Here is a 13418-nt window from a genome sequence, read left to right as displayed (position 1 = left end):
TAACGTTCGGAGTCTGCGCTCAGCCGGCGAGCTTCGCGTTGTCGGCGGTGGTGAAGCCGAGCGGGCCGCTGATCAGCGTGCCGTAGCGGCCGGCGGTCTCGTCGCTCACCGCGCCGGCGGTGTCCACCACCCAGACCGTCGAGATGCCGGACGCCGACGCGTCGAGCAACGCCCGCACGGTCTCGGCCGGTCCCGCCTTCGGGTCGATCACCAGCACCGCCGTGTTCCAGCCGCCCAGTGTCGACGCCACCACCGCGTCCGGCCCGGCGGCCGCGTCGACCAGGACCACCTCGTGCGCCTGGGTGACGAACCGCTGCGCCACCAGCACCGCCGTCGCCGCGTCCGAGTCGCCCACGACCGCGGCGGTGGGCTTCGGCTTGCGGCCCGGCATCGCGGCCAGCGCCTTGGCGGCGTCCGCGCCGATCGTGTAGACCTCCGTGTCCAGCCCCTGCGACTGCTGGTGGGTCAGGTATGCCGCCGTGGCCTCGGGCATGGTGCCGCGGTCGGTGAGCAGGACCGCGTCGTCGCTGTCGGCGATCGTGGACGCCGCCGTCACCGAGGCCCGGTCCGCCGCGGACACCAGCAGGATGCGGCCCGGATACTCGGACGCGGCCTTCGCCGCCAGCGCGAACCGGTCGCCGGTGACCCGCTCCACCAGGTAGTTGAGCTTCTTCAGCCGCTGCTCGATCGCGGCCGGGATCTTCGAGGCGTCGCCGACCAGCCGCACGGTCGGGTTGCCCATGCCCTTGCCGACCTTGCCGAACAGCCGGGCCAGCTCCTGCTCGGTCCGCGCGTCGAGCGTCGCGCCGCCGGTGAACAACACCGGGTTGCGGTTCGCCAGCGCCGCCGCGACCGGGGCCGCGTCGGCGTCGTCGGCGGCGACCAGCACGGCCGAGAACGCCAGCGCCGGGCACTCGCACATCATGAACTGCCTGGACTGCGTCGCCCAGCGGGCGTGCGAGGCCGCGATCGCCGTACCCACCGGATCGGTGCCCTTGATCCGCACCACCCGGTCGGCGGGCGCGCCCAGCAGGCTCGGCACCCCCGCGATGTCCGAAAGCTTGGTCGCCGGGTTCTCCTTCGCGCCCGCCTTGACGCTCGCGGCGACCGACTCGATGCCGCCGTCCGTGCGGTAGGCGATGCTCCGGCCGTCCGGCGTCCACACCGGATCCGTGGGCTTGGCCGCCCCGAAGGTCACCTGCACCGGCTTCGCGCCGTACTTCGCCGCGATCACGCTGAGCTGGCCGTTCTTGCCGATGAACGCCACCCGCTCGCCGTCGGGCGACGGTGCCGGGTCGGACCCGGCGACGAGCTTCATCGGGGACGGGTCGCGCTGGTTCAGGTCGGCGATCCACACCTCGGGGCCGGACGCACCCTGGTGCTGGTACGCGACATCCGCCGCGCCGCTGTCCACCGCGCTCACGCTCAGCGCCGAGTTGCCCGCGCCCTCCGTCGCCCCGCTGTCCAACTGCTTGCCCGGCGCCCGCGCGGGCACCTCCACCAGCTTCGCCCTACCCGAGCCGACCCGCTCGGTGAACGTGATCGTGGTGCCGTGGTCGGTCCACGCCGGCCCGCTCGCCTTCACCCCGGCCTTGCCCTCGGTGAGCCGCAGCACGTCCGAGCCGTCGGGGCGGGCGGTCGCGACCACGCCGTCGCCCAGCACGAAGGCGATCCGGCTGCCGTCCGGCGACCAGACCGCGTCGCGCACCGGGCCGGGCAGGGCGACCTTCCGCCCGTCGATGGTCACACCCTCGCCGCCGTCGGACACCAGCAGCGCGCCGGCCTTGATGCTCGCCGCGGACGGCTGCGCCTGCCCGGACGGCGACGCCGACGTCCCGGGCGCAGGGGTCTTGCCGTTGCAGGCCGCGACGAGCGCGAGCGAGGCGGTGAGGATCGCCGCGCCGGCGGCGCCGCTGCGGATGGACCGTGTACGCATGTTCAACTCTCTCCAGAACCTCAGGGTCAGGACAGGATCATGCGCGTACGGTCTTCAAAAACCCTGTAACCCGCTGTAATCGCCACTGAGCAGGGTGTCCACAGACGACGGTGGCCGAGCGGCCATGGCCTGGTCAGCCGAGCAGCTCACGGCACCGCCGTTCGGCCGAGTCCTCGTCCGTGCCGAGATAGTCCACTACGGACGGTGCGGTGCCGTCCTCGGCGGCGAGCGCCTCGCGCAGCGCGGCCAGCTGCTCGGCGCCCTCCCGGTGCGGCAGGAACTCGTGCACCCCGCCGAACCGGAACAGCACCACGTCGCCCTGCAGGCGGAACTCGTACGCGTCGAAGCCGACCACGGCCCCGCCCTCCTGGCGGCGCTCGCCGCGCTCGGCGGCCAGCGTCGGGGTGAGCGCCGCGGCGCCCCGCCGGGCAGTCGCGAAGGCGAGGTACGGGCAGGTCACGGCGGCGTACAGCATGCAGGTGCGGTGGCCGGGCGCCTCGACGGTGGCGGCCTGGTTGCGGTAGGGCACACCGGCGGCAAGCGCCGCGCCGATCGCCTCGGCCTCGGCGGCGGCGACCACCCGCCATACCGGCCCGGGGGCCATCACGGTGCCGCACACCGAGCAGCGCCGCTCGACGGCGCAGATGTAGGTGCGAGCGGTCCCGGTGGACGCGAACCGCGGCTCCCCGCCCTCCCACGGCGTGATCGCCGGGACCGGATAACCGCGGCCGTCCCGCGGCCGGGCGGCGATCACCGCCGGCATGGGCACCTCGGAAACACGCATCCGCGCTTTCTACGGGCTCCACCCCGGCCCGGTCAAGGCAGCCCCAGTGGATCTAGATGAACTGTGGTCGCCGGAACGACCACAATTCATCTAGATCCATACCGGCGCGGGCGGTCGGGTCGCACAAAGGTGGCGGCGGGTGACGGTGACCAACCCCGATGGTCACCGTCACCCGCCGCCGGGTGGGGAGGAGGCACAGATCCTGTGCGCTGCTATTAGGACGCTTCGCCGAGCGTCACCGTTGCCGTCTTGGCCTCGCCGTTTCGGGTGAACTCCACCGTCACCTGCTGGCCGACGGTGCCCGATTGGACGGCTGACACCAGGTCATCCGAGTCGTTGATGATCTTGCCGTTGAACTTGCTGATGATGTCGCCCTTCTGCAGGCCCGCCTTGTTGGCCGGGCTGCCCTCGGTGACCGCGCTGATGGAGGCGCCGCCCTCGTTCGCCGCGGTGACCGAGACGCCCAGGTACGGGTGGCTCACCGGCTTGCCGTTCATGATCTGCTCGGCGATGCCCTTGGCCTTGTTGCTCGGGATGGCGAAGCCGACGCCGATGTTGCCCTCGCTGCTGCCGTTGGTCGCGATCGCGGTGTTGATGCCGATGACCTCGCCCTTGGTGTTGACCAGCGCGCCGCCGGAGTTGCCCGGGTTGATCGGGGCGTCGGTCTGCAGCAGGCCGGACAGCGAGGTGGAGCGGCCCTCGCCCACCGAGATGGTGCGGTCGCGGGCGCTGATGATGCCCGCGGTGACCGAGCCGCGCAGGCCGAGCGGGCTGCCCACGGCGAGCACGGTGTCGCCGACGGCGACCTGGTCGCTGTTGCCGAACGCGGCCAGCTTCAGGCCGGTGGTGTTCGCCTTGACCACGGCGAGGTCGGTGCGCGGGTCGGTGCCGACCACCGTGGCCGGGACCTTCTTGCCGGTGGACAGGGTGACCGTGACGTCCTTGCCGGCGTTGGCGACCACGTGGTTGTTGGTGACGATGTAGCCGTCCTCGGTGAGCACGATGCCCGAGCCCTCCCCCGAGCCGGTGCTGATGTTCACCACGCTGGGCTGGATCGCGGCCGCGACCCCGGACAGCGACGAGCGGTCGACCACGGGCGCGGCCGCGGTGGTGCCGGACGACACGGTGATCTTGCCGTCCTCGGCGAACCGGGTCGCGATCACCGCGCCCGCCACGCCGGAGCCCAGCGCCAGCAGCACCGCGGCCGTCGTGCCGAGCACCACCTTGGCGATGGTGCCGCCGACGCTCTTGCGGGGCGTGCCCGGCGGCGTCCAGGCGGGCTGGCCGTACGCGGGCTGCCCCGTCACCGGGTAGCCGCTGGTCGGGTAGCCGCTGCCGGGGTAACCGCTCGCCGGGTAGCCGCTGGTCGGGTAGCCGGACACGGGCTGGCTGCTGACCGGCTGGCCGTGCGTGGGCTGGTAGCCCCCGGCCTGCGGGTGACCCCCGGCCTGCGGGTAGCCCCCGGGCTGCGGGTAGCCCCCGGGCTGCGCGTGACCCGCGGGTGCGGGCGGCTGCGGACCGGCCGGTGCGGGCTGGCCGGCGGTCTGCGGCAGTTGCGCGGTGACCGGCTCGGCCGGCGTCTGCGGCTGCGGCCAGGTCGCCGCGGTCGCGTCGGGCTCCACCGGCAGGCTCGGTTCGGCCGCCGCGTGAGCAGGGGTGGCCGGTGCGGTCTCGGCCGTCGCCTCCGGCCGCGGGGGTACGGCGCCGTACCCGGGCTCACCGGGCTGCGCTGCGGTCTGGGGCTTGTCGAACTCGCTCATGTCCTCAGTCTTCCGTGCGACGCTGCGTCTGTTCTGGGTTGGCTCTGGAACTTGTCTGTGAGTCGGACCCGGTTACGAGTCGCGCGCGTGGATCATGCGTCCACCTGCCGTGGCATACCCGCGTCGACCGGCTCGTCCACCTCGTCGGCGACCTCGGCGAGCGGCAGCCGTACGCGGAACACCGCGCCCTTGCCGGGCTCGCTGTCCACCTCGATCGAGCCGTGGTGCGCGTCCACCAGCGCCGCCACGATGGCCAGGCCGAGTCCGGTGCTGACCTGCCCGTCGGCGCGCCGGGTGCGGGCCGGGTCGGCGCGGTAGAAGCGCTCGAACACCCGCTCCTGCTGCGCCGCGTCCAGGCCGGGGCCCTCGTCGGCCACCTCCACCACAGCCTGCTCCGCCTCGCGGCGCAGCCGCAACTCCACCGGCGTGCCGGGCGGCGTATGGGCCATGGCGTTGCTCATGAGGTTGCCGATGACCTGCCGCAGCCGGGCGTCGTCCCCGGCCGCCACCAGGTGCCCGGCGTCGGGCGCGACGGTCAGCTCGATCGGCCGCTCCGGGTCCACGGCCCGCGCGCCCTGGACCGCCTCGACGGCCAGCACGCGCAGCTCCACCGGGGCCGGGCGCAGCGGGCGCTCCCGGTCCATCCGGGCCAGCAGCAGCAGGTCCTCGACGAGCAGGCCCATCCGGCGGGCCTCGTCCTCGATCCGCTTCACCAGCGACGCGGTCTGCTCGGGCTCGCGCGCCGCACCCTGCCGGTACAGCTCGGCGAAGCCCCGGATGGTGGTCAGCGGCGTGCGCAGTTCGTGCGAGGCGTCGGCGACGAAGCGCCGCATCTTCTCCTCGGAGCGCCGGGCCCGGCCCTCGGACACCCGGGCCGCCTCCGCCGCGTCGCGCGCCGCCGACTCGGCCGCGCGGGCCGAGGTCTCCGAGGCCGCCCGCGCGGTGAACGCGCTCTCGATCTGGGCCAGCATCGAGTTGAACGCGCGGGCCAGCGAACCCACCTCGGTCCGGGGCCGGGCGTGGCCCTCCTCGGGGTCGGGCACGCGCTGGGTCAGGTCGCCGCCGGCGATCGCCACCGCGGTCTTCTCGATCGCGGCGAGCGGCCGCAGGCTGCGGCGCACCAGCTCGGTGCCGATCATCGCGGCCAGGATGAGCACCGCCGCGCCGCCGTAGATATTGATCCACAGCAGCCGGTGCAGCGCCGCGTCGATGGTGGTGGTCCGCTCGGCGACCACGGTGAGCTGGCTGACGCCGTTGACCTTCGACTCGCCGACCAGCATGCGCCAGTGCGGCGCGCCGTCGCGAGCTTTGACGGTGAAGAACTCGCCGACACGGGAGCGCAGGTCCTTGGGCGTGGCCGCCTCCGGCAGGTCCCGCTCCGTCACGGTGTACGGGAAGCTCCACTTCCAGGCCGAACCGCCCGGCCGCGGCACCTCGCGGGCCACCACGAAGTCGCTGGGCAGGAACAGCTGGGTGTCGCCGGGGTTGGTGGCCGCGGTCTCGGTCCCGTTCTGCAGCGCGCTGGTCGCCTCGGTCAGGTCGTTGTCCAGCTTCTCGGACAGGTAGCGGCGCATCGCCATGTGGCTGGCCACGCCGATCAGCACGATGGCGAGCACCAGCAGCAGCATGGTGTACGCCACCAGCTTGATCCGCAGCGGCTGCTCCCGGGTCAGCTGCGGCAGCTTCACGACGCCGGCTTGCGCAGGACGTACCCGACGCCGCGCAGGGTCTGGATGAGCCGCGGCGACACGTTGTCCACCTTGCGCCGCAGGTAGGAGATGTACGACTCGACGATGTTGTCGTCGCCCCGGAAGTCGTAGTTCCACACGTGGTCGAGGATCTGCGCCTTGGACAGCACCCGGTTCGGGTTGAGCATCAGGTAGCGCAGCAGCTTGAACTCGGTCGGCGAGAGCTGCACCAGGTTGCCCGCCCGGCGGACCTCGTGCGTCTCCTCGTCCAGCTCCAGGTCGGCGAAGGTGAGCCGGGGCGAGCCGGAGTCGCCGTTGGTGCGCCGCAGCACCGCGCGGATGCGGGCGGTCAGCTCCTCCAGGCTGAACGGCTTGGTGACGTAGTCGTCGCCGCCCAGGGTCAGCCCGCGGATCTTGTCGTCGGTGGCGTCGCGCGCGGTCAGGAAGACCACCGGCACCCGGCCGCGGTCCTGGCGCAGCTGCTTGATCACCTCGAAGCCGTCCAGGTCGGGCAGCATGACGTCGAGGACGACCAGGTCCGGCCGCACCTTGGCGGCGGCGTCGAGCGCGGTCGCGCCGTCGCCCACCGCCTTGACCTCGAATCCCGCGAAGCGCAGGCTGGCAGACAGCAGTTCGAGGATGTTGGGGTCATCCTCGACCACGAGCAGGTTCGCCTCAGGCATGTCATCCATCCTGCGCCCGGTTCTTTCCCAGGCGCTGTGGATATCCTGAACGCTTCCTGTGAATCCGACGACATATTCCGGCGAATCAGCTGAATTCGGCCCGCCCTCGCTTCGCAAAACCGGTCATGATCGCCGTTTCGTGTCAATTCCTCGGGCCGGACTCAACCTTTCGACACGAACCAGCGATCTTGAAGCGGCGCGGCGGCGCACCGCGCGCGGCGGGCGGCGGGCGGCGGGCGGCGGGCGGCGGGCGGCGGGCGGCGGGCGGCGCGACGGACCGGTCACGCGACCGCGTCGGTGTGGGACAGCCGGGCCGCCAGGTCGCGGCGGGGGGCGTCGGCGGGCCGGGGCGCGCCGAGCAGGACCGCCACCGACAGCCCGCGTGCGGCAAGCACCCGGCGCAGTGACTCCACAAGCGTGTCGTCGCCCACGAACCCGGCCGCCGGATGGGTGTACCGCAGCGTGATCGACTGCACCGGGGCCCCGGCGTCGATCGCCGCCTGCAGAAACGCCGCCCGCCACGGCACCGGGTGCGGGCCGCAGGTGGTGGTCCCCTCCGGAAACACCTGCACCGTGTACCCCTCCCGCAACGCCGCCGCGACCTGCGCGACGGTGCCGGGGAGGGCGCGTGGCCGGGCGCGGTCCACGAAGATCGTCCGTTGCCGGCGGCCGATCCGCCCGATCACCGGCCACCCGGCGACCTCGGTCTTGGCGACCATGCGCAGCCTCGCGCGCGGCCCGCTCAGCGCCGTCATCACCACGATGTCCAGCCAGGAGACGTGGTTGCCGACCAGCAGCGCGCCGGGGGCGAGGTCCGCCCCCGTCACCCGCAGCCGGATGCCCAGCGCCCGCAGCAGCGCGCGGGCGAGCAGATCCGCCCGCCACGGCAGCAGCACCCCGAGCGTGAGCATGACCAGCCCGGCCATGGTGCGCAGCGCCCGGCGGGCCCGGCCGACGCGCGGCCCGCCGTCGCACCCGCACTGCCGGCCGCACTCGGCGACGGGCCGCCACAGCTGATCCGCAGGGATCCGCCGGGACGGCGCCGGCCGGGCGGCAGGCGGTGCGGCCGACGGCAGGCTCGCCGCCAGGGGGGTGGTGGTCATCGATGCCGCCTACGCCGAGAAGTGCTTCAGGTAGCGCGGGTCGATGCGGTCCACGCCGAGCAGCACGTAGAAGTCGGCCACGCCGAACGCCGGGTCGTAGGCCGGGGAGCCCGCGACCCACGCGCCCAGCCGCAGGTAGCCACGCAGCAGCGCCGGGGCGGCCGCGATGGTGGCGGGCTTGGCCACCTCCTGCGGCACCCACGGCAGGCGGGGCTGCACCCGCAGCTGCGGCGGCGACAGGTGCTTGCGGGACACCAGGTCCCACACCTGCGAGGCCTGCGTGCCGCCGTCGGCCAGTGGCACCGAGGCGCAGCCGGACAGCCAGCGGTGGCCCATCCGCTCCAGATACTTGGCGATGCCCGCCCACATCAGGTTGATCACGGCGCCGGTGCGGTGGTCGGGGTGCACGCAGCTGCGCCCGGCCTCGACGAGCTGGTCCCGCAGCACGGTGAGCGCGGACAGGTCGAACTCGCCGTCGCCGTAGCGGCGGCCGAGCCAGCTGGCCCGCTGCGGGGGCAGCAGGCGGTACGTGCCGACCACCTCGCCGGTGCGGTCCTCCCGCACCACCAGGTGGTCGCAGTACGCGTCGAACTCGTCGACGTCCAGGCCGCCGTCCCCGGCGAGCTGGGCGCCCATCTCGTCGGCGAACACGCGGTAGCGCAGCCGCTGCGCCGCCTCGACCGTGGCCGCGTCTCCCGCGATCAGCGCGGAGTAGCCGGTGGGGGCGGCGGTCAACAACATCGTCGTCATGTGCCCTGTGTAGAAGCCCTGCTTGACACCTGGCCCCGTGCCGGGTGGCCGGGACGTGAAGAGTGAGAGGCTGGAGGGCATGACCTCGCTGGTGATCGACGGACGGCACAACGGACCGCCCGGCTCCGGCAACGGCGGCTGGACGAGCGGCCTGGTCGCGGCCGCGATCGGGCCGGGCGTGGGGCTGGTCGAGGTGACCCTGCGCAAGCCGCCGCCGCTGGAGACCCCGCTGGCCGTGGTGCCCACCGACGCCGGGTGGGCCGTGCAGGATCCGGAGGGGGCGCTCGTGGCGGGCGCGGTGCGGCGTACCGGCGACATCCCGGCGGTGCCCGCGGTGAGCCGCACCGAGGCGCTGGCCGCCACCGGCCGCTATGCCGGCCACACCGATCACCCGTTTCCCACCTGCTTCGTATGCGGGCCGCAGCGGGCCGACGGGCTGCGGATCTTCCCGGGCCGGCTGCCCGACGGCCGCACCGCCGCGACCTTCGTGGCGCCCCCGGACGTGTCCGAGACGGTGGTCTGGGCGGCGCTGGACTGCCCCGGCGGCTGGGCGGTGATCGACCGGGACGAGGCCTTCGTGCTCGGCCGCTACGCGGTCGCGGTGGACGCGCTGCCGGAGCCCGACGACGAGTGCGTGGTGATGGGGCAGCCGGTGCACCGGGAGGGCCGCAAGGCGCTGGTCCGCTCCAGCCTCTACGCCCCGGACGGCACCCTGCTGGCGCGCGCCGAGGCGACCTGGATCGCGGTCGCGGCCTGACCCCGCCGCCGACGCGCGGCCTGCGGTTTCGCGCTCGGCGTAGTGTCGCGCAAAGGACGGCGTGTGGCATGCGACACGGAGCCGTGCCGCGAGTGCCGCCCCCCAGCGCACCGCGTAGCCTGGGACCCGGTTTTCTGAGTTCTCGTTAAACACGTGCGGAAGAGGCGAAAACACCCGTGTCGACCCAGCACACCTCGGGCACCGGCCCGACCGGCCGCTCAGTTCAGGACAACCCACTGGCGAGCTTCGGTCCCAACGAGTGGATCGTGGAGGAGATGTACCAGCGGTACCTCGCCGACCCGACCAGCGTCGACCCGGCGTGGCACGACTTCTTCGCCGACTACAAGCCGGCCGACAGCGCCAAGCCCGCCGCCCCGGCCAAGGCCGCGGCCCCGGCGAAGGCCGCGCCCGCCCAGCCCGCTGCCGCGCCCGCCGCTCCGGCCGCGACCGCCGCCGCCCCCGCGGCTGCCGCACCCGCCGCGACCGCCGCCGCGAAGCCGGCTCCCGCGCAGGCCAAGCCCGCGGAGAAGCCCGCCGCCACCGGGGCGCCGGCCGGCACCACGGCCGTGCCGCTGCGCGGCATCGCCGCGAAGATCGTCGAGAACATGGACGCCTCGCTGGAGGTGCCGACCGCGACCAGCGTGCGCGCCGTCCCGGCGAAGCTGCTGTCCGACAACCGCATCGTGATCAACAACCACCTCACCCGCGGCCGGGGTGGCAAGGTCAGCTTCACCCACCTGATCGGGTACGCCCTGGTCCGGGCGATCTCCATGCACCCGGAGATGAACAACCACTTCGGGCAGGTCAACGGCAAGCCCGCGATGATCGTGCCGGAGCACGTGAACCTCGGCATCGCCATCGACCTGGCCAAGCCGGACGGCTCCCGCACGCTGGTCGTGCCCTCGATCAAGGGCACCGAGCAGATGGACTTCCGCCAGTTCTGGCAGGCGTACGAGGACGTGGTGCGCCGGGCTCGCAAGAACGAGCTGACCATGGACGACTACAGCGGCACCACGATCTCGCTGACCAACCCCGGCGGCATCGGCACCGTGCACTCGATCCCGCGCCTGATGCAGGGCCAGAGCGCCATCATCGGCGTGGGCGCGATGGAGTACCCGGCGCCGTTCGCCGGCATGAGCGAGACCCAGCTGTCCGAGATGGCCGTCAGCAAGGTCATCTCGCTGACCAGCACCTACGACCACCGGGTCATCCAGGGCGCGCAGTCCGGCGAGTTCCTCAAGGTCATGCACGAGCTGCTGCTCGGCGAGCACGGCTTCTACGACGAGATCTTCACCGCGCTGCGCATCCCGTACGAGCCGGTGCGCTGGGTCCGCGACATCACGCACACCTCCGAGGGCCAGATCGACAAGGCCGCGCGGGTCATCGAGCTGATCCACTCCTACCGGGTCCGGGGCCACCTGATGGCCGACACCGACCCGCTGGAGTTCACCATCCGCAAGCACCCGGACCTGGACGTGCGCGAGCACGACCTGACCCTGTGGGACCTGGACCGCGCCTTCCCGGTCGGCGGCTTCGCCGGCAAGGACAAGATGAAGCTGCGCGACATCCTCGGCGTGCTGCGCGACTCGTACTGCCGCCGCGTCGGCGTCGAGTACATGCACATCTCCGACCCGGAGGAGCGCCGCTGGATCCAGCAGCGGGTGGAGCGCAAGTACGAGAAGCCCTCCCCGGAGGAGCAGAAGCACGTCCTGGGCCGGCTCAACGCCGCCGAGGCCTTCGAGACCTTCCTGCAGACGAAGTACGTCGGCCAGAAGCGCTTCTCGCTGGAGGGCGGCGAGTCGCTGATCCCGCTGCTCGACGAGGTGCTCCAGGCGTCCGCCGAGGGCGGGCTGGACGAGGTCGTCATCGGCATGGCGCACCGCGGCCGGCTCAACGTGCTCGCCAACATCGTCGGCAAGCCGTACGAGAAGATCTTCGGCGAGTTCGAGGGCCACCTCGACCCGAAGACCGCGCAGGGCTCCGGCGACGTCAAGTACCACCTGGGCATGACCGGCAAGTTCACCTCGCCGGACGGGCAGTTCTCCACCACCGTGTCGTTGGCCGCCAACCCGTCGCACCTGGAGGCCGTGGACCCGGTGCTGGAGGGCATCGTCCGGGCCAAGCAGGACCGGCTCGACCTCGGCCTGCACGGCTACACCGTGCTGCCGCTGCTGGTGCACGGCGACGCCGCGTTCGCCGGCCAGGGCGTGGTCGCCGAGACGCTGAACCTGTCCCAGCTGCGCGGCTACCGCACCGGCGGCACCGTGCACGTGGTCGTCAACAACCAGGTCGGCTTCACCACCGCCCCGGAGTACAGCCGCTCCTCGCTGTACAGCACCGACGTGGCCCGCATGATCCAGGCGCCGATCTTCCACGTGAACGGCGACGACCCCGAGTCGGTCGTGCGGGTGGCCCGGCTCGCCTTCGAGTACCGGCAGGAGTTCAACAAGGACGTGGTCATCGACCTCGTCTGCTACCGCCGCCGCGGGCACAACGAGGGCGACGACCCGTCGATGACCAACCCGCTGATGTACCAGATCATCGACGCCAAGCGCTCGGTGCGGAAGCTCTACACCGAGGAGCTGATCGGCCGCGGCGACATCACGGTCGAGGGCGCCGAGGAGGCGCTGCGCGACTACCAGACGCAGCTGGAGACGGTGTTCAAGGCCACCCGCGACGCGGTCGCCGGGGTGTCCAGCCGGCTGACCCGGGCCCGCGAGGTGGTGCCCGAGCCGACCGTCGCCACCGCGATCCCGGCCGACCTGGTCCGCCGCATCGGCGAAGCGCACACCGCGCTGCCCGAGGGCTTCACCCCGCACAAGCGCATCCAGCAGCTGCTGGAGAAGCGCGCCAAGATGGCCGTCGAGGGCGACATCGACTGGGGCTTCGGCGAGATCATCGCGTTCGCCTCGCTGCTCGCGCAGGGCGTCACCGTGCGCCTGTCCGGCCAGGACTCCCGGCGCGGCACGTTCGTGCAGCGGCACGCGGCCATCGTGGACGCGCAGACCGGCGGCGACTTCCTCCCGGCCACCGCGGTGGCCAGCGACGACGCCCGCTTCCACGTGCAGGACTCGCTGCTGAGCGAGTACGCCGCGCTCGGCTTCGAGTACGGCTACTCGGTCGAGGACCCGAGCGCGCTGGTGCTGTGGGAGGCGCAGTTCGGCGACTTCGTCAACGGCGCCCAGTCGGTGATCGACGAGTTCATCAGCTCCGGCGAGGTCAAGTGGGGCCAGCAGTCCAGCCTGGTGCTGCTGCTGCCGCACGGCCACGAGGGCCAGGGCCCGGACCACACCTCCGGCCGCCCGGAGCGCTGGCTGCAGCTGGCCGCCGAGGACAACATGCGCATCGCCATCCCGTCCACCCCGGCCAGCCACTTCCACCTGCTGCGCCGCCAGGCGCTGTCGGGCAAGCGCAAGCCGCTGGTGGTCTTCACGCCGAAGTCGCTGCTGCGCCACCGCCTCGCGGTGTCGCCGGTGGCCGACTTCACCAACGGCACGTTCCAGCCGGTCATCGGCGAGACCGGGCAGCTCGACCCGGCGAAGGTCAAGCGCGTGCTGCTGTGCTCGGGCAAGGTCTACTACGACCTGGTCCAGGCGCGGCAGGAGCGCGGCGTCGAGGACACCGCGATCATCCGCCTGGAGCAGCTCTACCCGCTGCCGGTCGAGGAGCTCAAGGCCGAGCTGGCCAAGTACGCCGCGGCCGAGGACTTCTGCTGGGTGCAGGAGGAGCCGGCCAACCAGGGCGCCTGGTCGTTCGTCGCGCTGAACCTGCTGGAGCACCTGGACGGGGTGCGCATGCGCCGCATCTCCCGCCCCGCCGCCGCGGCCCCGGCCGTCGGCTCCACCAAGCTGCACGACGTCGAGCAGGCCGCGCTGCTGGAGGCGGCGCTCCCCCGCTCCTGAACACTGGTGACGACCGCCGTCCCCGACTCCGCCGCGCGGGGGCGGGGACGGCGGT

Annotated in this window: 9 protein-coding genes; 2 read left to right on the top strand and 7 right to left on the bottom strand. The window is 72.8% G+C overall.

What is annotated here, in order from left to right:
- Window positions 1–19: 19 nt before the first annotated feature.
- The 7 genes from CS0771_RS10505 to CS0771_RS10475 form a co-directional block, all read right to left on the bottom strand.
- Complete coding sequence (locus tag CS0771_RS10505) at window positions 20–1936, bottom strand: PD40 domain-containing protein (protein ID WP_212840805.1); 1917 nt, start codon at window positions 1934–1936, stop codon at window positions 20–22.
- Between the two features lie 133 nt (window positions 1937–2069).
- Window positions 2070–2720, bottom strand: coding sequence for a hypothetical protein (locus CS0771_RS10500; protein ID WP_212840804.1), 651 nt, complete (start codon window positions 2718–2720; stop codon window positions 2070–2072).
- 215 nt (window positions 2721–2935) lie between these two features.
- Window positions 2936–4480: a S1C family serine protease gene (locus tag CS0771_RS10495; RefSeq protein WP_212840803.1), complete on the bottom strand. Its 1545-nt coding sequence runs from the start codon at window positions 4478–4480 to the stop codon at window positions 2936–2938.
- Between the two features lie 92 nt (window positions 4481–4572).
- Window positions 4573–6108, bottom strand: a complete 1536-nt coding sequence (locus tag CS0771_RS10490) for a cell wall metabolism sensor histidine kinase WalK (RefSeq protein WP_212845757.1) — start codon at window positions 6106–6108, stop codon at window positions 4573–4575.
- A 56-nt stretch (window positions 6109–6164) separates the two neighbouring features.
- Window positions 6165–6851, bottom strand: a complete 687-nt coding sequence (locus tag CS0771_RS10485) for a response regulator transcription factor (RefSeq protein WP_346112187.1) — start codon at window positions 6849–6851, stop codon at window positions 6165–6167.
- A gap of 281 nt (window positions 6852–7132) precedes the next feature.
- Complete coding sequence (locus CS0771_RS10480; protein WP_212840802.1) at window positions 7133–7954, bottom strand: 1-acyl-sn-glycerol-3-phosphate acyltransferase; 822 nt, start codon at window positions 7952–7954, stop codon at window positions 7133–7135.
- A gap of 9 nt (window positions 7955–7963) precedes the next feature.
- On the bottom strand, window positions 7964–8704 hold the full coding sequence (locus CS0771_RS10475) for a GNAT family N-acetyltransferase (protein WP_212840801.1): 741 nt from the start codon (window positions 8702–8704) through the stop codon (window positions 7964–7966).
- A 79-nt stretch (window positions 8705–8783) separates the two neighbouring features.
- On the opposite strand from CS0771_RS10475, the gene CS0771_RS10470 reads away from it, so the two are divergent.
- Complete coding sequence (locus tag CS0771_RS10470) at window positions 8784–9461, top strand: hypothetical protein (RefSeq protein WP_212845756.1); 678 nt, start codon at window positions 8784–8786, stop codon at window positions 9459–9461.
- 176 nt (window positions 9462–9637) lie between these two features.
- The gene (locus CS0771_RS10465; RefSeq protein WP_212840800.1) at window positions 9638–13363 is read left to right on the top strand and encodes a multifunctional oxoglutarate decarboxylase/oxoglutarate dehydrogenase thiamine pyrophosphate-binding subunit/dihydrolipoyllysine-residue succinyltransferase subunit; all 3726 of its coding nucleotides are present in this window, start codon (window positions 9638–9640) and stop codon (window positions 13361–13363) included.
- Window positions 13364–13418 lie beyond the last annotated feature (55 nt).

The sequence above is a fragment of the Catellatospora sp. IY07-71 genome (genome assembly GCF_018326265.1).
GTDB lineage: Bacteria > Actinomycetota > Actinomycetes > Mycobacteriales > Micromonosporaceae > Catellatospora.
Note: the sequence above shows the minus strand (reverse complement) of the source record. Positions and strands in the feature narration are given on the sequence as shown.

Excerpts from the sequence above, each read along its gene's own strand:
- CS0771_RS10505 (WP_212840805.1), bottom strand. The coding sequence starts at position 1,936 with ATGCGTACACGGTCCATCCGCAGCGGCGCCGCCGGCGCGGCGATCCTC.
- CS0771_RS10500 (WP_212840804.1), bottom strand. The coding sequence starts at position 2,720 with ATGCGTGTTTCCGAGGTGCCCATGCCGGCGGTGATCGCCGCCCGGCCG.
- CS0771_RS10495 (WP_212840803.1), bottom strand. The coding sequence starts at position 4,480 with ATGAGCGAGTTCGACAAGCCCCAGACCGCAGCGCAGCCCGGTGAGCCC.
- CS0771_RS10490 (WP_212845757.1), bottom strand. The coding sequence starts at position 6,108 with ATGCTGCTGCTGGTGCTCGCCATCGTGCTGATCGGCGTGGCCAGCCAC.
- CS0771_RS10485 (WP_346112187.1), bottom strand. The coding sequence starts at position 6,851 with ATGCCTGAGGCGAACCTGCTCGTGGTCGAGGATGACCCCAACATCCTC.
- CS0771_RS10480 (WP_212840802.1), bottom strand. The coding sequence starts at position 7,954 with ATGACCACCACCCCCCTGGCGGCGAGCCTGCCGTCGGCCGCACCGCCT.
- CS0771_RS10475 (WP_212840801.1), bottom strand. The coding sequence starts at position 8,704 with ATGACGACGATGTTGTTGACCGCCGCCCCCACCGGCTACTCCGCGCTG.
- CS0771_RS10470 (WP_212845756.1), top strand. The coding sequence starts at position 8,784 with ATGACCTCGCTGGTGATCGACGGACGGCACAACGGACCGCCCGGCTCC.